Raw genomic sequence first — 24632 nt, 5'->3', positions numbered from 1 at the left:
CCGCAGGCACGTAGGGTGGGCTCTTGAGCCCACGCGGTCTCACCGGCTGCTGAGTAGCGCTGGTATTTGAGTGTTGGCGTTCGCGTTTCCTTCAGCGTTTCGATACGCTGTTGCCTGAATCCGCGTGGGCTCGTGAATGAGGCCCCCGGCCACATTCACCCCGCCCTACGTTGACGCTAGCGCGCCGCCTTCTGGTCCGCAAACATCCACAGCAGCGCCGCCCGCAATTCCCCGCTCCAGAATCCCTCGTTATGGCGCTGTTCCGGCACGATGCGCAAGACCGTATTCGCCGCCGGATGCCCGCTCGTCCGCACCACCTGCGCCATGCGTTCCACATCCGGCACCATCGACTCGCCTTCCTTTTCGCCCATCAACAGGTAAACCCGCGCGTCCTTCGGCAGCGGATGTTGCGCCATGAAGCCGTACGAGGGCTCGGCGGTCCAGTAGGCCGGCGAGAACACGCCCGCCTTGCTGAAGACATCCGGATACTGCGCGATCGCGTAGTGCGAGGCCAGCCCGCCCATCGAGCTGCCCATGATGGCGGTATGCGCGCGGTCGGGCAGGGTGCGGTAACGGGCGTCGATCAGGGGTTTCAGCGTCTTGACGATGAAGTCCATGTACTGCCTGCCCTCGGCGGCGCCGAAGCGCGTGTTGTCCCAGGCGTTCAGTTCCGTCATGCGCTTGTCGCCGCCGTTGTCGACGCCGACCACGATCAGTTCCAGCTTGCCTTCCTTGGCCAGCGCATCGAGCGTTTCGTCGACTTTCCACTCGCCGGCATAGGCGGTGGCATCGTCGAACAGGTTCTGGCCATCGTGCATGTAGAGAACCGGGTAGCGCTTGTTCGAGGTCGCATAGCCCGGCGGCAGGTAGAGGCGCACCTGCCGCTTGCGGTTCAGGGCCGGCATCTCGGGAAGTTCCGGCAGCAGGCTCACACCAGGCAGGGCGGTGGATGCCTTTGGTGGCGGCGCGATGTTGTCGGCCGCCGAAGCAAAACCGCAGAGCGTGGCGGCCAGGGCAAGCGCGAGGAGGGAGCGGGTCAATGTCATGGAGTGACGGGCTTTCATGAGCTTAGTGAGCGCTCGCAAGCGCAGGCGCCGCGACGGGCGCGGCTTTATTCTCGCGTACGAGCAGCCAGAGCACGCTGGAGACGGCGAGGCAGCCGCCGCAGATCAGGAACAGCACGTTCTTGTCGGCCGCCGATTTCAATAGATAGCCGACGCTCGTCGTGGCCAGCTGCGGCAGCACCACCGACAGGTTGAAGAGGCCCATGAAAAAGCCCATGCGGCGCTTGTCCACCTTCTCGCTCATGATCGCGAACGGCAGGCTGACCACGGCCGCCCAGCCGATGCCCACCACCGCCATCAGCGCGTAGAGCGCGCCGGGAGTGCGGGCGAACAGGGCGATGGCAAAGTAGGCCAGGGCCATGATGCCGACGCAGCCCGCCTGGGTGCGCACCCTGCCAAAGCGCGTGACCAGGGGCGCCAGCACCAGGGCCGGCAGCAGGAAGCCGACCACGTTCATCACGGCGAAGGAAATGGCGATCACGTGGCCCGACTGCGCCGCCGCTTCAGAGGGCGTGGCCCCGCTTGCCACCACGTGCTGCTGGATGAAGGCAATGATGTAGACGAACATGGCCTGCACGCCGAACCAGCTGAAGGCGTGCGCGGTCCAGAGGCGCCACAGCTGGCCCCAGTCGGTGCTGGTCGCCTCCTCGGCGCTAGCCTGCTGCGCTGGCGCCAGTTCACGCGGCTCCTCGATCAGGAAGACCGGCAGCACCGAAAAGGCCAGCACGATGAACACGCCCACCGAGATGAGCGCATAGTTGTCGATGTAGGCGCCGATCAGGTAAGCCATCACGCCCCAGAAGCCGGAGATCGTCTGCATCCAGGTGTAGCCGCGCGTGCGCGCCTCGCCTTCGGGCGTGACGTCGGCGATCAGCGAGCGGGTGGGGTTGAAGCTGATGTTGATCGACAGGTCCAGCGTCAGCGCGATGATCACCGCCACCACCAGCAGGTTGGCCGTGCCGAGCAGGCTTGCCACGACCTCGATGCGCGGCAGCAGGAAGACCGACAGCGCCGCCAGCGTGCCGCCGACCAGGATGAAGGGCCGGCGCCGCCCGCCCCAGAACCAGGTCTTGTCGCTGATGAAGCCGATAATGACCTGGCCGAGGATGCCCGCCAGCGGGCCGGCGGCCCAGACGATGCCGATCTCGTGGATGTCGAGGTGGTACCTGGTGCTCAGTAACCAGCTCAGCGCCGAAATCTGGATGCACAGGGCAAAGCCCATGGCGGTGGCGGGCAGGCTGGCCAGGGCGTAGAAGGAAGGGCTCAGCCGGCGCTGGAAGTCGAGCATGGTGTCTCCGTGTTGTTGTGTTATTTGACTACAAAATGGACGTGCCACCTTATAGACATGGCGATTTTACTACCATGTCGCGCGATTGACACTCGGAAAATGCCATGTTATTTTGCTACAAATAGACCTGCATTAGCCCGTCCTCCTGGCCTACCGGACGGGGACGCTCCCAGACACTTCCCGCACGGCATCCGCGCCGGCAGGACAATCAATGGAGCGTTCGCCATATACAGAGAGCCCGGCTACCTGCGCCGGGCCGCTTGGGGACACAGATGGACATGCATACCAACGCGCTCAAGCCACGCCTGTCGTTCTGGCAGCTGTGGAACATGAGCTTCGGCTTCTTCGGCATCCAGTTCGGCTTCGCCCTGCAGAACGCCAATACCAGCCGCATCTTTTCGACCCTGGGCGCCAATCCCGACGACCTGGCCCTGTTCTGGCTGGCCGCGCCGGTCACGGGCCTGCTGGTGCAGCCGGTGATCGGCTACATGAGCGACAACACCTGGCACCCGAAGTGGGGCCGGCGCCGTCCCTTCTTCTTCATCGGCGCGCTGCTGGCCGCCATCGCCCTGTTCCTGATGCCGAATTCCTCGGCGCTGTGGATGGCCGTGGCCGTACTGTGGATGATGGACGCGGCGATCAACGTCTCGATGGAGCCCTTCCGCGCCTTCGTCGGCGACAAGCTCGACGCCTCGCAGCAGACGGCCGGCTACGCGATGCAGACCTTCTTCATCGGCTGTGGCGCGGTGATCGCCTCGCTGCTGCCGACGATCTTCACCGAGCTCGGTGTCTCGAACGTGCCGGTGGACGGCATGATTCCCGACACCGTGCGCTACTCCTTCTACGCCGGTGCCGTGGTGTTCATGACGGCCGTCAGCTGGACCGTGTTCACCGCCGACGAACTGCCGCCGCCCGACCTGGACAGCTTTCAGCACGAGCGCCAGCAGGCACGCAATGTCGGCGTGGCGCTGGCCGAAATCGTCGGCGGTTTTGCCAGGATGCCGAAAACGATGGTGCAGCTGGCCTTTGTCCAGTTCTTCACCTGGATCGCGCTCTTCGCCATGTGGATCTATACCGGCAGCGCGATTGCCGATACCGTCTGGGGCACGCGCGACGCCCAGTCGGCGGCCTACCAGGCGGCCGGCAACCACGTCGGCATCATGTTCGCGGTGTACAGCGGCGTCTCCGCGCTGGCCGCCTTCATCCTGCCGGTCTTTGCCCGTGCGACCAGCCGCAAGACGGTGCACTTCACCTGCCTCGCCATCGGCGGCATCAGCCTGGCGAGCATCGCCCTGATCCACGAGCGCGACATGCTGATGCTGCCGATGATCGGCGTCGGCATCGCCTGGGCGAGCATCCTCACCATGCCGTACGCGATCCTGGCGGGCTCGCTGCCGGCCAAGCGCATGGGTTACTTCATGGGCCTGTTCAACTTCTTCGTGGTGATCCCGCAGATCGTCAGCGGCCTGCTGCTCGGTTTCGTCACGCGCGCCTTCTTCGACGGCCACACGGTGCTGACGCTGGCGCTCGGTGGCGGCTGCATGCTCGTTGCCGCCGTACTGACGCTGGCCGTGACGGACAAGGCACGCAATTAAACCGCGCCTGCGCGCCACCATTTCCGCTCCTGTCGTATCGTAACGTTTTGTTAATAAACGCATCAACGACGAATACACAAACAGGAGCGGAGCATGACCATCCAGACCGTGGCGACCACGCCATTCACGGGACAACGCCCGGGCACCTCGGGCCTGCGCAAGAAGGTGACCGAATTCCAGCAACCGGGCTACCTCGAGAATTTTGTCGAAGCGATTTTCCTGACCCTGGGCGACTTGTCCGGCCAGACCCTGGTCGTCGGCGGCGACGGCCGCTACTTCAACCGCAATGCCATCCAGACCATCCTGCACATGGCCGCCGCCCATGGCGTGGCGCGCGTGCTGGTCGGGCGCGGCGGCATCCTGTCGACGCCCGCGGTCAGCTGCGTGATCCGCAAGCACAAGGCCTTTGGCGGCATCGTGCTCTCGGCCAGCCATAACCCCGGCGGCCCGGACGGCGACTTCGGCATCAAGTACAACATCGGCAACGGCGGCCCGGCGCCGGAGAAAATCACCGAAGCGATCTTCGCCCAGACCCAGGGCTTGACCTCCTGCCGCATCAGCGACGCGCCGCCCGTCAACCTCGACGACATCGGCAGCACCCAGCTGGAAGGCATGGCGGTCGAGGTCATCGATCCGGTGGCCGACTACGCGGAACTGATGGGGCGCCTGTTCGACTTCGACGCCATCCGGGCACTGTTCCAGCGCGGTTTCACGATGCGCTTCGACGGCATGAGCGCCGTCTCCGGCCCGTATGCGAAGGCCATTATCGAAGGCATGCTCGGTGCCCCCGCTGGCACCGTCATCAATGCCGAACCGCTCGAAGACTTCGGCGGACACCATCCGGACCCGAACCCCGTCAACGCCGCCGAACTGATCGCCCTGATGAACGGCCCGGATGCGCCCGACTTCGGCGCCGCGTCGGACGGCGACGGCGACCGCAACATGATCGTGGGCCGCAACCTGGCCGTGACGCCTTCGGACAGCCTGGCCATCATCGCTGCCAACGCGACGCTGGCGCCGGGCTATGCCGGCGGCATCAAGGGCATCGCCCGTTCGATGCCGACATCGACCGCCGCCGACCGCGTGGCGGAGGCGCTCGGCATTTCCTGCTTCGAGACCCCGACCGGCTGGAAGTACTTCGGCAACCTGATGGACGCCGGCATGGTCACCCTGTGCGGTGAAGAGAGTTATGGCACAGGGTCCGACCACGTGCGCGAAAAGGACGGCCTGTGGGCCGTGCTGTTCTGGCTGAACATCATCGCCGCCAGCGGCAAGTCGGTCGGCCAGCTCGTCAGCGAGCACTGGGCGCGCTTCGGTCGCAATTATTATTCGCGCCATGACTACGAGGCGGTCGACGCCATGGCCGCCGACGCCATGATGACGGCGCTGCGCGAGAAGCTGCCGAAGCTGGCCGGCCAGACCCTTGGAGAGGGGGCAGATGCGTACCGCGTGGCACTGGCCGACGATTTCGTCTACACCGACCCGGTCGACAAGTCGATCGCTTCGCGCCAGGGTGTGCGCATCGTCATGACGGATGGTTCGCGCATCGTGTTCCGCCTGTCCGGCACGGGCACGGAAGGCGCCACCATTCGTGTCTACCTCGAGCGCTACGAGGCCGATCCGGGCCGCCACGACCTCGACACCCAGCAAGCCTTGTCAAGCCTGATCGCGATTGCCGACGGCGTCTCCGAACTGCGCCAGCGCACCGGCCGCGCGCTGCCGAGCGTGATCACCTGATTTTCAACCTACAGGAACCCTGCATGAAACTACCCGCACTTGCCGTCTCCCTGCTGCTGGGCCTTGGCTCGGCCCACGCCGCCGCACCGTGGTCGGCGCCGAGCAAACCCTTCACATGGGAGAACGCGACCGTCTACTTCCTCCTGACGGACCGCTTCAACAACGGCAACCCGGCCAACGACCTGGCCTATGGACGCAAGAACGATGCGGCAAAACTGCGTGGTTTCATGGGAGGCGATTTCGCCGGCATCACGGCGAAAATCAAGGAAGGGTATTTCGACGAGCTGGGCGTGACCGCCATCTGGATCACGCCGCCCGTCGAGCAGATCCATGCCGGCACCGACGAAGGCACCGGTAAAAGCTATGGCTTCCATGGCTACTGGGCGCGCGACTTCACGGCGGTCGATGCCAATCTCGGCACCGAGGACGAGCTGAAAACCCTGGTCGACACCGCGCATGCGCACGGCATTCGCGTGCTGCTCGACGTGGTGATGAACCACACGGGACCGGTGACCGATCTCGATCCGGTGTGGCCGGCGGAATGGGTACGTACGAGCCCGGCCTGCACCTACAAGGACGCGCGCACGACCATCGAATGCACACTGGTGAAGAACCTGCCCGACATCCGCACCGACCGCAACGACCCCGTGGCGCTGCCGCCGCACCTGACGGAGAAATGGAAGCGGGAAGGGCGCTACGAGCGCGAGGTGAAAGAGCTCGACGCCTTCTTCAAGCGCACCGGCTACCCGCGCGCGCCGCGCTACTACCTGATGAAGTGGCATGCCGACTGGGTACGCAAATACGGCTTCGACGGCTTCCGCGCCGACACCGTCAAGCATACCGAACCGGGCGTGTGGAAAGACCTGAAGAAGGTCGCGAGCGCCGCCTTCGAGGACTGGAAGCGGGCAAACCCGGACAAGAAGCTGGGCGACACGCCCTTCTACATGACCTCCGAGGTCTACAACTACAGCATCAAGCACGGCCGCGCGTTCGACCTGGGCGGAACAAAGGTGGACTACCCGGCCCAGGGCTTCGACAGCATGATCAACTTCGGCATGAAGACCGACGCCGCCGAGCCCTACGAAAAGCTGTTCAGCGATTATTCCCAGGCCCTGCAAGGACCGATGAAGGGTTATTCGGTGCTGAACTACGTCAGTTCGCACGACGACGACAAGCCCTATGACGCCATGCGCGAGCGCCCCTACGAGACGGCCAACAAGCTGCTGCTGGCGCCGGGCGCCGCCCAGGTCTACTACGGCGACGAGACCGCGCGCCTGTTGAAAGTGGAGGGCGCCGAGGGCGACGCCACGCTGCGCTCGTTCATGAACTGGGACGAACTGGCATCGAACGCCCAGCGCGGACTGAACCGCGTGCGCGACGTGCGCGAACACTGGGCCAGGCTGGCGCGCTTCCGCCAGGCGCATCCGGCCGTGGGCGCCGGCGTGCACCGCATGCTCCAGCACTATCCCTACACCTTCAAGCGCACCTATGAAAAGAATGGCGTGGTCGACCGCGTGGTCGTCGCGCTGGACCTGCCGCTTGATAAACCGGTCGCGGTGCCGGTGACGGGCGTCTTCATGGACGGCCAGACCGTGCGCGACTGGTATTCGGGCACGCGCGCCATCGTCAAGGGCGGCAAGGTGCAGTTCGAGTCGCGCAACAAGGTGGTGCTGATCGGGCAGGAATAGGGCGTAGGGTGTGCGGCTCCACCCGACGATGTGAACACACGCGGCTTGAGCGCCTGCTGCGCGTAACGCGGGCATTTAGCCCGCCTCACCCCACGCGTTCAAATCACGTATGCATTGACGCGCCATCGAACGACGCGAGGTTTCTTACGCTGGTTGAACGCGTGGGCGGCGTTCAGGCCGCCGATAGTCACAAGGCCGGGTGGAGCCGCACACCCTACGGGCATCGCCGCATCGGGTTCTGGGCTAGACTCGATCTGTCCGCCAACCCGACCCGAACCGCCATGACTTCCCATCGCCTGCCTCGCATCGCCGCCAGCCTCGCCCTGTCGCTGGCTTTCCTCAGCGCCCACGCCGCCGACGAACCTTTCTACGGCTCCGAGCTCGAGGGTTTCGCCTACCCCGCACCGGTGAGGCAGTTCAACTTCACGTCGCAGGGCGTGAAGCTGCACATGGCCTACATGGATATCGCGCCGCAGGGCAAGGCCAACGGCCGCACCGTCGTCCTCCTGCATGGCAAGAACTTTTGCGGCGCAACCTGGGAGACGAGCATGAAGGCACTCAGCGGCGCAGGCTACCGCGTGGTGGTGCCGGACCAGATCGGCTTTTGTAAATCGAGCAAACCGCAGCATTACCAGTACAGCTTCCAGCAGCTGGCCGACAACACGCACGCCCTGCTCGCGTCGATCGGCGTGACGAACGCCACCGTCATGGGCCACTCGACCGGCGGCATGCTCGCGGTACGTTATGGCCTGCTGTTCCCGCGCGAGACCGAGGCCCTGGTGCTGGTCAATCCGATCGGGCTGGAAGACTGGAAGGCGCTGGGCGTGCCGTCGCTCGGTGTCGACAAGTGGTATGCGCGCGAGCTGCAGACCACGGCCGAGAAGATCCGCAACTACGAGAAGGCGACCTATTACGTCAATCAGTGGAAGCCGGAATACGAGCCCTGGGTGCAGATGCTGGCCGGGATGTATCGCGGGCCGCGCAAGGAGCTCGTTGCCTGGAATTCGGCGCTCATCTACGACATGATCTATACCCAGCCGGTGGTGTACGAGTTCCCGCTGTTGTCCATGCCGACGCTGCTGCTGATCGGCCTGAAGGACACCACTGCGATCGGCAAGGACGCGGCGCCGGAAAGCCTGCGCCGCAAGCTGGGTAACTATGCGGAGCTGGCGAAGAAGACCGCGAAAGCGATCCCGCGCTCGACCCTGGTGACCTTCCCGGACATGGGCCATGCGCCGCAGATGCAGGACCCGAAGGCCTTCCATGTGGCGCTGCTGAAAGGGCTGGCCGCGCAAAAATAGGAAACCCGGTCACCTTGGGTTTTCAACTGGCAGTTGAAAAAAACATAAGTTTCGTGCTAGCGTACGGGGCCCATCATCTGGAGGCCCCATGAAACCTCGCATCGCCCTGCTGTCCGTCCTGAGCTTATGCCTGCTCCTCTCCGCCTGCAGCAGGAACAAGGACGACGCTGCCGACGACACGCACACCCAGGCCGAGGCCGTTGCCCAGGACGACGCCGGCGCCCAGTCTGAAGAAGCGCCGCCGCCACCGCCACCCGTGATGGATTACTGGAAGGTGGTCGGCCCGCTGGTTGCCGGCGACTACAGCGGCGCCTGCATGCGCAAGCCCGATGCGCGCAAGATGGAGGCCAGCGTGAAAGTGGGCGCCGACGGCAAGGCCTCGTCGAATGGCCTGGAAGTGGACTTCCGCGAGTCGAAGAAGACGATGCTGTCGCGCCAGCGCGATGCCAAAGGCCAGTACACCGCCATGGCGCTGTTCTCGGTGGACGAACAAAAGGGCGGCATGCTCACAGTGCTGTCCAGCCGCGATGGCGGCAAGGGTGCGGTCAACCTCGAGCGCGACGACCTCGGGATCATGTGCAGCGAAGTCGCCGGCACCGACAAGCTCAGTGCCCAGCCCCTGTACCAGGTGCTTGCCGCCCTGGCGCTCGGCAAGAAGCAGACCGTCAGCTGCGTCGATACCAAAAACCTGCTGGTACGGCGCGATACCGAGGTCGAATTCAGCGACGGCGTGCTCAGGATCGGCGACGCCTCGTATGCCGTCAAGGATGCCCTCTTCGAGACCTACGGCTTCGACGATGCCGGCCGCTCGGTGTCGCTGGGCGTGGGCCTGCCGGACAAGCACAATATCAGCCTGTCGTTCGACGGCGCCGGCAAGCTCACCGGCGTGATGGGCCTGAACGAACGCGAGTCCACCCACTCCTGCGAGGCAAAGCAGTAAGGCGGCTGTCCTGCCGGGACGGGCAACACTTCGGACAACCATACGGAGCTTCCATGCAGCTCGCGCAGCGAATGACCTTCCTGCGGCGCCTTGCTTCCATCCTGCTGGCGGTGTGCTTCGTGCTGCCGCTTTCCCAGTGCGATACGAAATTCGATGAGGGAGGCAAACCTGTGGAGGTCACGCGGCATACCGAGCTGCGTGCCTATGAACTCGTGCAGGCGTACGTGCAGGATGTCGGGAAGGGCGAGCTCGCCAAGGGCCTGCAAGGCATCGCCATTGTCGCATCGGTGTTCTTCCTGCCCCTGGCATCCTGGAAGCTCCGGCAATCGGGGCGGGCGCTGGTGCATGTGGCCGCGTCGCCGTTTACCGGCTATGTCCTGTTCGGATGGGTATTCGTGTTTGCCAGCCGTCCGCTCTTCGGAGGCATCCTCGCGGTGCTGTGCTGGGCGGTTCTTCTCCTGTCGAACTGCGTGACGCTTGCGCAGCGCCTGCGGCAACGGCGCAGGCAGAAGGCCGGCGTGCACGGCGCAGGCGCCTGAAAAGCAGCCCAGCCCCCTTCGTAGCAATCAAACAATGCTATGCTACGCGCGTCCCAGGTATCCCAGCCGTCGAGCATCGCGATGATCACCGAACCAGAAATCGAACAGAAACCCAGCCGTGCCTCCTACGCCGACGGCCCGCGCCTGCTGGCCGACATCGGCGCCACCCACGCCCGCCTCGCGCTCGAGACGGCGCCCGGCGTGCTGCGCCAGACCGCGGTGCTGCGCTGCGAAGACTACAGCGGCATCGTCCCGCTGCTGAACACTTACCTGGCGCAGCACGGCAACGAGCGCATCTCGCACGCGGCCTTTGCGATGGCCAACCCGATCAGCGGCGACCTGGTACGCATGACCAACCGCGACTGGCAGTTCTCGACCGACGAAGTGCGCCGTGCGATGGGCTGGTCGACGCTCCTGATCGTCAACGACTTCACGGCATTGGCGATGGCGCTGCCGGGCCTGGGCGCAAACGACGTGCTGCAGATCGGCGGCGGCAAGCCGGCCCCGCATGCGGTGGCGGGCGTGCTCGGCGCCGGTACCGGCCTGGGCGTCTCGGGCGTGATCCCGACCGCCGACGGTTTCATCACCCTCGGCAGCGAGGGCGGCCACGTCAACTTCGCCCCCGCCGACGAACGCGAATTCGCCATCCTGCAGTACGCCTGGCGCGAGTGGCCGCACGTGTCGAACGAGCGCATCCTCTCCGGCCCCGGCATGGAGCTGGTGTACCGCGCGCTGGCCGAAAGAAATGGCGCGAATGTGGCAAATTCGGCCCCCGCGCGCAGCGCCGCCGAGATCGTCAGCTGCGCGCTCGAACAGCAGGATCCCCTGTGCCCGGAAGTGCTCGAGTGCTTCGCCGGCATGCTCGGCGGCGCCGCGGCCAACCTGGCCGTGACGCTGGGCGCCTTTGGCGGCATCTTCATTGGCGGCGGCATCGTGCCGCGCATTGCGCAATGGTTCGCTACCTCGCCCTTCCGCGCGCGCTTCGAGGCCAAGGGACGTTTCACCGACTACCTGGCGCAAATTCCAACCTACGTCATCATGACGCCGAACCCCGCCCTGCGCGGCGTGTCGACGATTTTGTCCGAACACCTGCGCGGACGCAGCGGCGCCAATACCTTGATGGAGCGCGTGCAGCACCTGCAGCACGAATTGTCGCCGGCCGAGCAGCGCGTGGCCGCACTCGTGCTGGAGCATCCGCGCAAGGTGCTGTCCGAGCCGATCGCCGAGATCGCGCGCCTGGCCGACGTCAGCCAGCCGACCGTCATCCGCTTCTGCCGCTCGCTCGGCTTCCAGGGCCTGGCCGAATTCAAGCTGAAATTCGCCGGCAGCCTGACCGGCTCGATCCCCGTGCGCCACAGCCAGGTGCGCATGAGCGACAGCACCCACGACCTGTCGGCGAAGGTGATCGACAACACCGTGTCGGCGATCCTGAAATTCCGCGACGGGCTCGATGTGCATGCGATCGACCGGGCAATCGCGCTGCTGCGGGGTGCCAACAAGGTCGAGTTCTATGCGATGGGGAATGCGCGCGTGGTGGCGCTCGACGGCCAGCACAAGTTCTTCCGTTTTCGGATTCCGACCACGGCCCACGGCGACGCCCACCTGTTCCAGCTCGCGGCCGAACTGCTGCAGCCGAACGACGTCGTGATCGCCATTTCGACGGCAGGGCAGGCGCCGGAACTGCTGTCGGCGGTGGACGCCGCGCGCGCCGCCGGCGCCAGCGTGATTGCCATCACCAGCAGCAAGTCGGCGCTGGCGAAGAAGGCGCACGTGTGCCTGGCGGTGGACCACACCGAGGACAGCACGACCTTCCTGTCGATGATCTCGCGCATCCTGCAGCTGCTGCTGATCGACATCATGGCGGTCGGGATTTCGCTCGGTGCCGGGCAGGACGGCGACATCGAGGCGAGGAAGCTGCTCATTTCGCACCTGGACGTCTGAACGGCGCGGCGGCTACTTCTCGTCAGGCGGCGCCAGCGCCGCGTACCAATCGGCATAAGGCGTATTGGCCGCCATGCGCCGGTTGTAGTCGGGCGCGCCGTCGGTCCACCACACCGGGCCCCGTTCGCCCAGCGCGTGCTTGGCTTCGTCGACCTGCGCCCGCGCGTGGCTTTCGGCTGCGGTATCGCCAGATTTGAGTGCGGCGCCAACCTGGCGGCGCGCATCCATCAGCCGCTTGACCCAGGCCTGCCGCTCTTCCGGGTCCAGGTGCGGATTGCTGCTGCGCCAGAGACGGCCCCTGACCACGAAGTAACGGCCGTCCGGCGTGCCGGGATATTTTTCCTTGTCGGGCATGGCCCGACTATACCCGATCGATCTGCGCCGACGGTCCGTGTTCAGCGAACCGTGGCGGCGGCCAGGCGGCGCGCATCGAATCGCAGCACGAAGGCCTGCACCGCGTTCACCGCGGCCGAGGCCACCCAGTACAGCCCCAAACCGGCCGACAGCTTCCACAGGATGAAGGCGGTGATGACTACCTGGACGACGATCATGAAGGTGGCCGCGCCCGCCGTCTCGGAGGGGAACAAGCAGGCAGACACTGCGGTCAGCACGAGCACGACCGCGGTGAGCGCCACGTCGGGCGAGGCCAGGCTCCTGATCCACAGGAAGGAACCGGCACTGGCCTGGCCGATCGCCTTGTAGAGCAGGCCGAACACCGGCAGCTGGACCAGCCCGCCGAGGATGCTGGAACCGTCCACCATCTTCGCGCCGTTTGCCTCGTAGAGTGTGGATATCGCCACGAACATCGCCTTTGGATCGCCAGCCAGGCGCTGTTTGATCGCGTCGACCTGCGGCTGCAGGGCTTTCATCTTCTGGCGGTTGGCCAGCATCTTGCGCGACAGGTGCAGGGTCAGCGGGAGCAGGGCCAGGCGCACGGCCAGCGCCAGCGCCAGGATCGCCCAGCCCATGTTGCCGTCGAAGAGCTGGGCCAGGTGGGCCATGATTGCCGCCAGGGTTTCGTTCATTTTTTTCTCTCGGTAGTTGACAAAGCACTCATGCCAGCAATTCTACCGAGAGTTTTCTTATGGAAAACCTATCTTTATCGATGTGTTTCTTCGGTTTTTTCGAAGTTCGATATCATCGCCGTGTCAGGCCGGACCCGCCACCGTGCGCAGCTCGACGTCGCCCGCCGCCGCGGCCGCCGCCAGGTCGGCATGTACGCGGCCCAGGTCCGCACCCTCGCGCAGGCCCATGAAGCAGGTCGCGCGGTTGCGCCCGCCCGACTTCGACTGGTACAGCGCCAGGTCGGCGATGTGCAGCGCGTCGGCCCAGTCCTGGCCCGGCCATGCTGGCCAGGCGATGGTGCCGGCGCTGGCGCGCAGGGAAATCGCCACGCCCTCGTGCATCACCGGTTCGCGGCCCGGGGCGTTGAGTGCCTTGGCGGCGACGACCGGCAGCCCGTCGGCCGGGGTACCCGGCAGGACGAGGACGAATTCCTCGCCGCCCCAGCGCACCACCGCATCCTGTTCGCGGACCAGGCCGCGCAGGCGCTCGGCCACCACCTTCAGCACCTCGTCGCCGGCGGCGTGGCCATGGGTGTCGTTGATGCGCTTGAAGTGGTCGACGTCGAGCAGGACCAGGCCCACGGCGGCCTGGTAGCTGCGGTCGCGCGAGCGGCCGTGCACCGTTGCTTCCTGCTGCGCCATCAGCTGTTCGAAATGGCGGCGGTTGAATGCGCCGGTGAGCGGATCGTGGATCGACTGCGAGACCAGCGCCGCGTTGTCGACCACCAGCGCCTGGTTGCGCCGCCGCGTCGTGCGCACCCACTGCGCCAGCAGCGCCGCCGACAGCAGCAGTACCACCGCGAACGCGGCCCACATGCGCTGCTTCCATGCATGCGCGGCCAGTTCGGCGCTGGCGCGGGCGTTCGACAGCGACAACCGTTCGATTTCGCGGCTCTTGCGCTCGGTGGAGAATTTTTCCTGCAGTTCGAGCACGGCCTTTTCGCGCTCGGCGGTGGTGATGTCGCCAGAGAGCTTGACCACACGGCGCAGCGTGGCCAGGGCCTCGCGGTCGCGGCCGGCCGCTTCCAGCACATTGACCTGTTCGGACAGCAGGTCGAGTATCTCGCGGCGCCCGCCCGCCTTCTCGACCATGGCGATTCCCTGCTTCATCAGCGCCATGCCTTCGTCGACGCGGCCGCTGCGGGCCACGGCACTGCCGCGGTTACTCACCGCAAAGCCCACGCCGATGTCGTCGCCCATGCGGCGGGCCAGCTGTTCGGCGGCGAGGGTGTAGCGGATCGCCTCCGGGTACTGGCCGCGATGGATGTGATAGGCCGACAGATTCGATTGCGCCGTCTGCTCGACCTCTTCGGTGCCGCGCGTGTTCCTGGTCAGGCGCAGCACATCGAGCAGCGCCTGGTGCTCCTTCTCGGGTGGTCCGAGGGTGCCGTAGATGTAGCTCTGGTTGATGCGCGTCTGCGCCATGAGGTAGCGAAAGCCGATGCTTTTTGCGAGCGCGTAGGTCTCCTCGGTGACGCGCAGGGCGCTTGCCATGTCGCCGCGTCCAAAGTGGGCGCGCATGAGGCCCGTCATCAGGCGTGCCTCGGCCGCCGGCTGCCCGGCGCGGCCCGCGGTCTCGACGGCCCGCATGCCCAGGTCGAGCGCCGCATCGTTCTCGTCGAGCAGCGCCCGCCCACGCGCGAGCATGCCCGAGCGCGCCGACTCCAGCCGCAGGTCGCTTGCGGCTGGCAGCTTGGCCAGCGTGTCGAGCAAGGGTTTGATTGCGTTGCGGTCCCGGTTCAATTCCAGCTGGGCCGCCTGGAAGATGAGCCCGTACTCGCCGCAGGGTTGGCAGCGCCCGCTTGCCGCCAGTCGCCCCATCTCCGCGACCGTGGCGTCGAGTTCCTTCTTGTCCCCGCCATGCACGGCAATCATTCCCAGCGTGGCGTGGTAGCGCATCTGCTGCGCGATGGGCGCCTCGGGACCGGGACGGTCCGCGACCGAGCGCAGGCGCTCGATCGCCAGCAGCGGCGAGGGGTAGCCGTGCTGGTCGAGGTCGTCGAGCGCGGTATTCAAGGTGTCCGCCGCGGCGGCGACCCCGCTCCCGCACAAGAGCAGGGAGGCAATCAGCACCTGGCGAAAGCGTGGCAGGCGTACACAAGCAGTGGCGTAAGTCGTTGAAAGCATGTTCTTTTCGAAGAAACCGATCAGCAGGGAATACACTTGCCCAAATGCATTCTACCCGAGCCCATGCGTGTTGCATCGATTAATATGCCTCGTTGTCGCGTGCTTGCCTCCTTCCTGCAATCGATAACCCGTGCCGTACATGCGGGCGCACCGGCCGCATGGTGCGGCGCTACGCTGCCGGTGCGTCGTCCATGTTACTGGTTGCTGCGCGCCGCGATGTATTGCGTGGGGTCGGCGCGCAGCGCGGCATAGCGTACCAGCGCGTCCCCCAAGGGAGGCATCAAGAGGCCGCGTTCGGTGCCCAGCGCGCTGTACACGGGCCGGATCGGATGCGTGCCCTGCGCCGCAGCCGGCCGCTCCTCGAAGCGCTTGGTATCGACACCGGCCGCTGCCGCCGCCATCAGTGCCAGTTCCGCCCAGGTCACGGCGCTGCCGCTGGTCAGGTGGCGGATGCCCTTCTCCTTGTCGATCAGCAGGTCAAGGCAGGTGTGGACCAGGTCGGGCACGTAGGTGGGCGAGACGGTCGTGTCGCCGGCGGCCGTGAAGGGGCGTCCCGCGCTCAAAGCGTCGAGTGCCCGCGTCACGAAATTGTAGCCGTCCCACGGTCCGAAGAAGGCGCTGGTGCGGATCACGAGCGCATCCGGGTCGGTCGCCATGACGCGCTCTTCGGCCTCTGCCTTGCTGCGGCCATACACGCCGAGTGGCGCCACCCGGTCCGATTCGACATAGGGCCGGTCGGACCGGCCGTCAAATACCAGGTCGCTCGAGAAGGTCACGAAGCGCAGCTCGTTGCGCACGCAGGCCAGCGCCAGGATGGTCGGCGCCAGCGTGTTTTCGCGCCGGCAGCGCAGGGCGTCGACCTCGGCCTGGTCGACCTTCACATAACCGGCGGCGTTGATGATGGCCCATGGCCGGTAGCGGGCGATGGCAGCTTGCACCGAGGCCGGATCGGTGACGTCCATTTCGGCGCGTGTGACGATGCGGTAGGCCAGGTTGCGGCGCTCGCACATGCGCGCGAAGGCGCCGCCCAGCGTGCCTGTGGCGCCGGTGATCAGGATCGGCTGGACGACCTTGTCGCGCCCGAAGCGCAGCAACCGCGTCATGTCGGCCAGCGCCGCCGGGGTGCCGATGGGTTTCACCAGCAGGCGTTCGGGACGGCGCCACCAGCCTTCGCCCTGCAGCACCGGATTCGACAGCGGACGGCCGCTGGCCAGTTCGCGCATCATCTCGGCCACCGCGGTGGCGCGCGGCTCCGGACCGCGCACGTCGAAGGGCCCCGGTTCATAGTAGCCGCGGCACTCGGTGACCAGGCAGTTCCAGTCGTAGGACCCGAGCAGTGCCCAGACGGTGACGGCGCGGATGTCGGCGCCGTTCATCCGTTCCTGCTGCGCCGCGTCCCAGATCTCGAGCAGCCAGCGCAATTGGTCTTCGCGGTTGGCGTCGATGTGCGCCTCGGTGACGGCAACGGGCAGGCCATAGCGCTCCCATACTTCGCGCAGCAAGGGGCCGATGCCGGGCGTCGGCGTGGCCAGCACGCGCGGCGTTTCGATGTCGGCGTAGGCCTGGCCCTGGTAATCGTGGTGATAGTGCTCGGGATAGCGGCCGGCGCGGTGATCGAGCCAGCGCTCGCTGGTGGCGTAGTAGTTCACGCCGATGACGTCGGGCGGGCAGGGGTTGTCGCGGAACCAGAGCAACTGCTCCTGGTCGATGCCGGTGCCGGCCAGGTAGTCCCACAGCGCGTGCTGCTGGTCGACCAGCCCGCACAGCAGGTCCCAGGTCAGCCAGCGGCGCTCGTTGAAGAAGTTCACCAGCCCCGTCATCGGCTCGGTGCCGTAGTTCTTGCAGATGTCGTCGGTCTGCACCAGCTTCGCCTGCGGATTGACCGCGCGAATGGCGCGCATTGCCAGCACGGTGCCGCGGCACTCGTTGAGCAGGGCCTGTACAAAAGTCAGGTCATCCTTGCCATGGGGGTACCAGACGCCATACAGGCCGCTGAAGCGCGCGGTGGTCAGCGGTTCGTTGACCGGGGTGTAGTACTCGACCCAGGGGTAGCGCGCGGCGACGGCGCCGGCGTAGGCGGCCAGCTTGTCGGGAAAGTCGGGCGATACGAGGCTGGTATGGCGCGGACCGCTGCCGTGGTGCAGCAGGCCGACGATCGGGGTCACGCCCAGTTCCTGCAGCGCCGGCAGGCGCGCGTCGGACCAGCTCCAGTCGGCGTCATTCAGGTCGCCAGGCGCGGTGCGCTCCCACAGCACCGGATAGCGGATCGCGCTGACCCCGAGCGAGGCGAAGCGCTCGATATCGGGCAGGCGGCCGGCGTGGCCATTGCGGTCCATCTGGCTGAAATACTGGTCCTGCACGCGGTTGACGGTGCATTCGAGTCCGCCCCAGAGTGCGACCGGCTGGTCGCGGTGATGTGAAGGTTGATGCGTCATGATAGGGGCCCGTAGCTAAATCCAAAGGACAAGCTTAGGCAGGCCCGGCAAACGCAGTCTGTGAAATGGCGCACTTAGCGGCGACACATTTCGACATTTCTTCAGGCCGGCACGCCGCATCGGTGTGGTCTGTCGGAGCGCATGCCGCAGCGCTGTCGGCACCTGCACTGCCCGCGCTCCATGCACTCCTACATGCAGTATGCGATTACCTGGAGGCTTCTTCGTGCTCGATTTCGTCGATGACGGTCGCTTCGATGCGGCGGTCCGGAATCAGCCACATGACAGCTACTCCCGCATACACGGCAAAGCCCAGCGGTGGCGAAAACCACGACAGCACCACCCCGGCCACGTACAGCAGGATCGACAGGCGCCCCTTGCGGTCGTCGCCGATGGCGCGGGCGAGCGTCGCGTTCTTTGGATGGTTCGAGGTCAGTCGCCGCGCCAGCAGGGAATAGGCAACGGCGCACATGAACAGCACGACGCCGTAGGCGAGGGTGGGCGCCATCTCGAAGTGGTTCTCGCCCATCCAGGCGCTGACGAAAGGAATCAGCGAGAGCCAGAACAGCAGATGCAGGTTCGCCCACAACACGCCGCCGCTCACTTCATGCACCGCGTGCAAAAGGTGATGGTGGTTGTTCCAGTAGATGCCGACGTAGATGAAGCTGAGCACATAGCTCATGAAGACGGGCCACAGCGGGAGCAAGGCCCGGAAGTCGGGATCGTGCGGGACTTTCAGTTCCAGCACCATGATCGTGATGATGATGGCGATGACGCCGTCGCTGAAGGCTTCTAGTCGGTTTTTACCCATTCTTTCTTTTTGCCGATGCCGGTTCTTGATTAATCTTATCTGGTGCTATGTAATTTTGATTAAGTTTCAAGGTTTCTCCGTTGGTATCCTCTAAGAAAACAGTTATAAAAATAATCCTCTCGTTACCAGTAGCGGTTATAGGAATGGCTACATTAATATGTTTTTCAGTCTTACCTCCCGGGAAAACGATTACATTACTAATTAGCTGTTCGTAACGCGGGGTGCGCTTATCGGTTGTGCTTGTAAAAGCTTGCAAGGTTGCGTTGTATACTGCATTCGTATCGTTTCGTAATTGAAACGGAACCGATACGATATCACCTTTTGCACTTAGTGTTCCAAGCTCAACGGATAACTTCCCTGACTCCAGTGACTTATAAAGAAGATTGTCATCTTTCTGATAGAACGAAGGTATGGTCCAGCCAATTGTTTTTATGGGCGCTGCGGCAACTGCTGTTGGCTCAGGAGCGGTGAAAGCGTTATTGATCGCCACGTACCCGAGATAGCACACAGCAGGAAGGACTATAAACACGCCTACTAAAAACACTCGTTGCATTGCGGTTGGCGGAACATCCTCAAGCTTCGCAACGGTAACTCCTTTAGTTTCTTTGGAAACAGTTTGAGTAATATCATCTGGTTTAAAAACACCGTTTTCAACAACTAAGAGCATTGTAATTTCATCTGAAGGAGCGATGCGTGTCATTTTGAGGCGATTTCTATCAACAGTCGCATCGGGGCTATTGGCGCCAAGTAACTCGTACTTTAGTGATGGATTAAGCGTTACATCAATACTCTCTTCAGTTTTGAATCCACGATTGAATACCGTGACCTCAACAAGGTGTCCTTTGTCACTAAGTTGATTATAAGAGAATGTTCTTGGAACAAATACTGTAAGTCGGGGGCGACGAATCCAGCCAAGAAGGGCCGCTAATAATAAGCCGCCAACTAATGTCAAAACTATTGAGATTGGGTTGAATTGCATAGGTTGTTTTATTTGGCAGTTTGTATGAGTCTATTAACCGGGGCGTCAGAAACAGAATTATTAGATCGAACCGTATAAGCAATATTTTTACTGGGGCGTGTCCCAGTAGATGCAGATGCAGGAGCAGACGAAGCTGAGTGCGTAGCTCATGAAAACGGGTCATAGCGGGCTTAAGACCCGGAAATTGGGGTCGTGCGAAAATCCGGTCCCAGCAACTGTGATCGTGATAATGGTAGCGATCATGCCGTCGCTGAGAATTTGCAGTCGAATTCTCTCATTTTAACGAGTGCAGAAAATATAGATTATTATAATCTACACCGAAGTTGCATGTATTTAATTCTCTGAATTCGCCTCACTGACAAAAGTTACTAATCTCTGGCGCCAAACTACCGGGTCCTCGCCTTCGCGGGTCTTTTTGTTTTTCAATTCTTCAAAATCAGCGTCTGAAATTGGGGATCCTGCCAAAAACTCAATTGCGTAACGGATGGTGTATTGCGTATTGGGTGTGGTGTCGGCAAACAGCAGTAGGCCGCGCAAGGCCATGTCATACTTTTTTCGACGTGGCTCTTCTACAGAAAGAGCTTGTTGCAAAAGAAAATCCGCAGTTCCTCGGTACGAAATCTCTGGCCCCCCAAACCTTAATCGGTTAGCTTCGTCATGTAGACCACATGCAGCACAAATGTTTGCGGATATCTCAGATTGATCTAGTGATGGCCCAGCAAAACCAACTAACCTCCCGAGAAACCCAATACGTGCAGCCATCAGAAATGTACTAAGAACAGCAGCAAGTGTGCCTAGAATCAGCGGTAGCAATGCAATGTCTAAAGGGTTGTTCGATTTTGAGCTTTCAGCAATTGCTTTTACACCAGGCGCTCGTACTACTACAGTAGGTTGTCCGTTTTGGGATGCGAGCGCTGTCAAAAACGAGACCTTAACAGCATCACCAGGGTTTAATAAGTCTGCCCTTATATCGATCTGATGTTGCGTTTTCTCTTCGGCCAATTTAACTCCAGGACTTGCTTCCGAGGCCGCTTCGCTTAATTCACCGAACTTTAGACTAACTTGAATCAAAGTCTGAGCAACCTCTTTCTTGCCGTCGTTTCTTACTTCGACTACGAAGATGCGTTTTGAGCCACTAGCGTTTGAAAGAGCCGGACCACCTACTACCGAATATGAAAGTTCCGGCTCTTTTGTAGTAAACCAGTAGGTGGCGACTCCAGCCACGACAGTAAAAATGCCTGTAAGCACCGCTGTGATAATTGCTGTTTTCGTCGATTCGGTCACGAAGTAGTCTTTCTTGCAAAGTAAAAAAAAGTCTAAAAATTATAAACATACGATTGCATTTGATAAAAAAGTGCAATCAAGCTGGATTTAGGTTCGACCGAGCCGCATCCCTATCCAGATCACCGACTTCGTCGCGCCCGAGATCACCGCGCCTAGCATGCGATGAAGAAGTCCGGAATCGCTGACATGGGCTGCGGAATGGTCATGATGGAGCTGCTCTTCCTGCAATATAGCCGAGATGGCGGCGCTGGCGTGGGGATCGGTGGTGCCGATGGCCAGGAGCTGCTGCTCCAGGTGCCGCAGCACCACGCGCGCCACCGCCACGGTTGCGATCGCAATTGAGCGCACGCCCAGCAAACCGGTGACGAAACCGAGCAGGTAGCCGCCCACGCCGCACAGCCAGTAGCTGCGGCAGCGCGGCGGTCGCGGCGCGCCAGTTCGCTGGCGAAGAGTGCGCGGTGCCGCTCTTCGTGGGACTTGAATTCGGCCAGTTCGGAGACCAGAATACGCGCGCGCCAGCCTGCCGCAGCGAGCTGCCCCGCGTAGATGTTCACGGCGCCGTGCTCGCCGGCGTGGTTAACCTTCATGATCCGTCCCGCGTCGACGCGCAAGGCATGTGTGCTGTGCAAAGCTGGCTCCTGGCAGGTTCGGCATGGCGGAGCGAGGTGCGCCGCCGCCGATGCGCCATCCTACCTGCCTTTCACTCTTCGATAAATACCACCGCCGTCCGCGCCGGAATGCGGAAGCCGCCCGTGCCACTGTCGAATGCAGCATCCACGGCGCGCTTGTCGGCAGCCGTGCTGGCGCGGTGCACCGGATGCAGGCGCAGGCGCTTGCCGACGGCCTGCGGATCGCTCACCACATGCGCGGTCTTGTCGACGTTGATGAAGTAGCGCAGGCCCGCAAAGCCCGCGCCCGGATAGCCGCGGCCGTCGAGGTGGGCGGCAATCACGATCGGTTCCTGTTGCGAGCCCACATTGAAGAAGCGCAGGCGCTCTGCCACCTCGCTTGCCGTGCGCATCCGGAAAAGCGTCGAGCTGGCGCGGATCTTCAGCAGGTCGCGGAAGGCGTCGCGCGTAAAGGCGATGTCGGCAGGCGTCGGCCGCAGCGCCGGGTTGGCCAGCAGCGGCTGGAACAGCGGCCAGTCTTTCGCATTGTCCGGCGCCGGCGGCAGGCCGCTGCCGAAGTGATTGGTCCGGTAGGTCCAGTCGAGGCGGTTGAAGGCGTCGCCGGAATTGAAGCTGTTACGGTCCAGGGACTTCGAACGCAGGATGTCGACGCCCGCATGGTAATAGGCGACGCCCTGGCTGAAGGCGTTGATCGCCAGGCCCAGCACCTGCACGCGCGCGCGCTCGGCCGTCGACGTCGCCAGCGGCAGCTTCAGGGCATTGGCGTCGTACAGCGTCTGGTTGTCGTGGTTCTCGATGTAGTTCACGACTTCGCCTGGCTGGCTGGCGTAGCCCGCCGGCTGGTCGCCATACGGGATGTCTTCCAGCCTGCGCGTGGTGTCGTCGAAGGTCGTGAGCCGATAGCTGCGCAGCGTGCCGGCCAGGCCGATGCGCACCATGTCGGCGCTGCGCAGCAGGTCGCTGCGCGGACGGGTACCGGCGAGGGCGTTGGGGTCGTAGACCAGGCCGTTGATGTAGCCCTGCTGCTTGACGACGGCCTCGCCGCCGTCGCCGGCGCCGCCACCGCGCGCGGCGTCGCGGGCACGGTCGCTGAAGGTGCCGATGCCGCTGCCGTTCAGGGACAATTGCGAAGCCTGCACGAAGCGCGCGCCGTTTGCCACTTCGCCGAAGTTCCAGCCTTCGCCGATCAGCTGGACGTGGCGGCCGGCTGCCCGGTCGACGCGCGCGCCCAACTCCTCCATCGCCGCGCGCGGCTGGTGGCCCATCAGGTCGAAGCGGAAGGAATCGATGCGGTAGTGCTTCGCCCACAGTTCGGCCGAGTCGATCATCAGCCGGGCCATCATGGTGTTTTCGGTCGCGGTGTTGTCGCAGCAGGTCGACCGGGCGATGGCGCCGTTCTCGTCGAGGCGGTGGTAGTAGCCGGGCACGATGCGGTCCAGGACCGACTTCTCGTTCTGGCCGGCGATGAAGGTGTGGTTGTAGACCACGTCCAGCCCGACGCGCAGGCCAGCGCGGTGCAGGTGCATCACCATCTCGCGGAATTCGACGATGCGGCGCGCGCCATCTTGCGCGTCGCTGGCATAGCTGCCTTCGGGCGCGTTGTAGTGGTAGGGGTCGTAGCCCCAGTTGTAGCAGTCCGCGTGGGCCGTCTTCATGACCAGCGCCTGCTGCTCCCCGCTATCGGGCGCGCCCTGCGCTCGCGGGACCACGCAGTCCTTCTCGGGCACGCTGGCGATGTCGTACACGGGCAGCAGGTGGATATCGGTCAGCCCGGCCTGGGCCAGCGCCCGCAAGTGGCGCATGCCGTGCGAAGCGGTCTCGCCAAAGGCCGCGTACTTGCCGCGTTTATGCAGCGGCACCGAGGGGTCGTCGCGCGAAAAATCGCGCACGTGCAGCTCGTAGACGCTCATGTCGGTCTGCGCCTTGACGGTATCGGGCGAGCGGTGCGCATCCCAGCCGCGCGGCTTGAGGGCAGGCGAAGCAAGGTCCGCGATATAGCTGCGTTTCGAATCCGTCGTGAGGCTGACCGAATACGGGTCGGTGACGAAGTTGCGCACGAGGCCGACGCCATCGGCCACCACGTCGACGACGTACCGGTAGTAGCGGCTTGATAGGTCCTTCGGGACCTGCACGCTCCAGACGCCGCTGGCAGTGTCGACGTCCAGCGGATGGACGGCACGCGCGCGGCTGCTGCCCGTGTCGTAGACGCAGACGGCCACGTTCCGGGCGGTCGGCGCCCACAGCCTGAATGCGGTGCCGCGCGCTGTCGGGGTGGCACCCAAGGCGGGCACGTCGCGCGCGGCGCTGTACAGGTCGTCGAGGCCGCCTGCGCTTTGCAGGCGGGTGGCGGCCAGGACGATCCCACTTGCTGTTTCGCGCACGAGCACGAGCTGTTCGCGGTGCAGTTGCGGCAGGCGCGCGAGGTCGGCCTCGCGCACGGCCAGCACCGGGCCGGGTTCGACATGCCTGAAGCGCTGCGCGGCCACGGCCGGCACCTCGCCCGTGAACAGGTCGAGCTCGATCGCCCCTGCCGCGCCCCGGACCGGCGCCCCGGTGGTAGCGGCGATGGTGCCGCCAGGCGAGTGATACAGGCGGAAGCGGCCTTCGCGCGCCATGCCCGGCCAGCGCGCCAGGCGCCGGTCGAGCCAGACCGCGCGTGCCGCGCTCGCCGGCCCGCCTGGCTGGAGCAGGGTAGTAAACGAGGGCGTGTCGCAGGCCGAGAGTGGCACGCTGGCAGCGCAGGCGGAGCCTGCAAGGACGGACAGGGCAAGGCAGGCGTATCGGATCATCGGCAGCAGGTTCTCGTAGTTGTGCTACATCGGAGCTCGCCAACAGGCGGCAAGCAGAGGAAATTTGCTCAATTCCGATGTAATTCTACTAGACCCTGATGCCGACGCGGCAAGCTCGGCGGTGAACTGGCACTTGGCCGAAGGAACGGTCGGAGCTGCAGCCGCCGATACTCGGGGAAGTAACCGACGTGTCGGTCCCGGGGCTCAGTGCAGAATAGCCTCGCCATAGATGCGGCGCTGCTCGGGCCGGCGCAGCACGCGATAGGCCGTATCGAGGCGCACGCCGGCTTCGCACAGCATGCGCGCTGCGCGGTAGGTGCCCTGCGATTGCATGAGCTTGATCGACTCGTCGATCAATCTGGCGGTTTCATAGTCGCGGCGCGGTCTCATGCGACTACTCTACGCCTGATTTCCCTTTCGCGTC

General features: G+C 64.0%; 18 protein-coding genes and 1 pseudogene. 7 read left to right on the top strand and 12 right to left on the bottom strand.

All coding sequences use genetic code 11. The annotated features are described in order from the left end of the window. Positions 1 to 176 precede the first annotated feature (176 nt). Complete coding sequence (locus G4G31_RS23790; RefSeq protein ID WP_229425218.1) at positions 177 to 1040, bottom strand: alpha/beta hydrolase; 864 nt, start codon at positions 1038 to 1040, stop codon at positions 177 to 179. Positions 1041 to 1068: 28 nt separating this feature from the next. Continuing rightward, positions 1069 to 2352 (bottom strand): MFS transporter, encoded by a 1284-nt coding sequence (locus tag G4G31_RS23785; RefSeq protein WP_182989662.1) that lies wholly within the window; start codon positions 2350 to 2352, stop codon positions 1069 to 1071. 272 nt (positions 2353 to 2624) lie between these two features. Between G4G31_RS23785 and G4G31_RS23780 the strand changes: the two genes are divergently transcribed. From G4G31_RS23780 to G4G31_RS23750, 7 genes are all read left to right on the top strand, one after another. Further along, a complete protein-coding gene (locus tag G4G31_RS23780) occupies positions 2625 to 3947 on the top strand; it encodes an MFS transporter (RefSeq protein WP_182989661.1) in 1323 nt (440 codons plus the stop codon). 93 nt (positions 3948 to 4040) lie between these two features. Next, positions 4041 to 5684 carry an alpha-D-glucose phosphate-specific phosphoglucomutase gene (locus G4G31_RS23775; protein WP_182989660.1) on the top strand — a complete coding sequence of 548 codons (1644 nt, stop codon included), beginning with the start codon at positions 4041 to 4043 and terminating at the stop codon, positions 5682 to 5684. Between the two features lie 23 nt (positions 5685 to 5707). After that, on the top strand, positions 5708 to 7372 hold the full coding sequence (locus tag G4G31_RS23770) for an alpha-amylase family glycosyl hydrolase (protein WP_182989659.1): 1665 nt from the start codon (positions 5708 to 5710) through the stop codon (positions 7370 to 7372). 281 nt (positions 7373 to 7653) lie between these two features. Next, complete coding sequence (locus G4G31_RS23765) at positions 7654 to 8673, top strand: alpha/beta fold hydrolase (protein ID WP_182989658.1); 1020 nt, start codon at positions 7654 to 7656, stop codon at positions 8671 to 8673. 88 nt (positions 8674 to 8761) lie between these two features. Continuing rightward, entirely contained in the window at positions 8762 to 9613 is an 852-nt protein-coding gene (locus G4G31_RS23760; RefSeq protein ID WP_182989657.1) for a hypothetical protein, read from the top strand. 53 nt (positions 9614 to 9666) lie between these two features. Continuing rightward, a complete protein-coding gene (locus G4G31_RS23755; protein WP_182989656.1) occupies positions 9667 to 10152 on the top strand; it encodes a hypothetical protein in 486 nt (161 codons plus the stop codon). An 81-nt stretch (positions 10153 to 10233) separates the two neighbouring features. After that, a complete protein-coding gene (locus G4G31_RS23750) occupies positions 10234 to 12093 on the top strand; it encodes a glucokinase (RefSeq protein ID WP_182989655.1) in 1860 nt (619 codons plus the stop codon). Positions 12094 to 12105: 12 nt separating this feature from the next. Here G4G31_RS23750 and G4G31_RS23745 read toward each other — a convergent pair whose 3' ends face one another. The 10 genes and pseudogenes from G4G31_RS23745 to G4G31_RS23700 form a co-directional block, all read right to left on the bottom strand. Further along, positions 12106 to 12447, bottom strand: coding sequence for a hypothetical protein (locus G4G31_RS23745; protein ID WP_182989654.1), 342 nt, complete (start codon positions 12445 to 12447; stop codon positions 12106 to 12108). Positions 12448 to 12488: 41 nt separating this feature from the next. After that, positions 12489 to 13118 (bottom strand): membrane protein insertase YidC, encoded by a 630-nt coding sequence (gene yidC, locus G4G31_RS23740; RefSeq protein ID WP_182989653.1) that lies wholly within the window; start codon positions 13116 to 13118, stop codon positions 12489 to 12491. 123 nt (positions 13119 to 13241) lie between these two features. Further along, positions 13242 to 15284, bottom strand: a complete 2043-nt coding sequence (locus tag G4G31_RS23735) for a diguanylate cyclase (protein WP_182989652.1) — start codon at positions 15282 to 15284, stop codon at positions 13242 to 13244. A gap of 194 nt (positions 15285 to 15478) precedes the next feature. Then, entirely contained in the window at positions 15479 to 17719 is a 2241-nt protein-coding gene (locus G4G31_RS23730) for a sugar nucleotide-binding protein (RefSeq protein WP_182989651.1), read from the bottom strand. Between the two features lie 205 nt (positions 17720 to 17924). Further along, positions 17925 to 18527, bottom strand: a complete 603-nt coding sequence (locus G4G31_RS23725; RefSeq protein ID WP_182989650.1) for a TMEM175 family protein — start codon at positions 18525 to 18527, stop codon at positions 17925 to 17927. After that, a complete protein-coding gene (locus G4G31_RS23720; protein ID WP_182989649.1) occupies positions 18520 to 19506 on the bottom strand; it encodes a hypothetical protein in 987 nt (328 codons plus the stop codon). The genes G4G31_RS23725 and G4G31_RS23720 overlap by 8 nt, the downstream gene beginning before the upstream one ends. 333 nt (positions 19507 to 19839) lie before the next feature. Next, a complete protein-coding gene (locus G4G31_RS23715; RefSeq protein ID WP_182989648.1) occupies positions 19840 to 20790 on the bottom strand; it encodes a hypothetical protein in 951 nt (316 codons plus the stop codon). 87 nt (positions 20791 to 20877) lie between these two features. Then, positions 20878 to 21377, bottom strand: a pseudogene (locus G4G31_RS23710) (demethoxyubiquinone hydroxylase family protein). 113 nt (positions 21378 to 21490) lie between these two features. Further along, a complete protein-coding gene (locus G4G31_RS23705) occupies positions 21491 to 24208 on the bottom strand; it encodes an alpha-1,6-glucosidase domain-containing protein (RefSeq protein ID WP_182989647.1) in 2718 nt (905 codons plus the stop codon). A gap of 204 nt (positions 24209 to 24412) precedes the next feature. After that, positions 24413 to 24598 (bottom strand): hypothetical protein, encoded by a 186-nt coding sequence (locus tag G4G31_RS23700; RefSeq protein ID WP_182989646.1) that lies wholly within the window; start codon positions 24596 to 24598, stop codon positions 24413 to 24415. Between the last annotated feature and the right edge of the window lie 34 nt (positions 24599 to 24632).

This window comes from Massilia sp. Se16.2.3, from assembly GCF_014171595.1.
Classification (GTDB): domain Bacteria; phylum Pseudomonadota; class Gammaproteobacteria; order Burkholderiales; family Burkholderiaceae_D; genus Telluria.
Note: the sequence above shows the minus strand (reverse complement) of the source record. Positions and strands in the feature narration are given on the sequence as shown.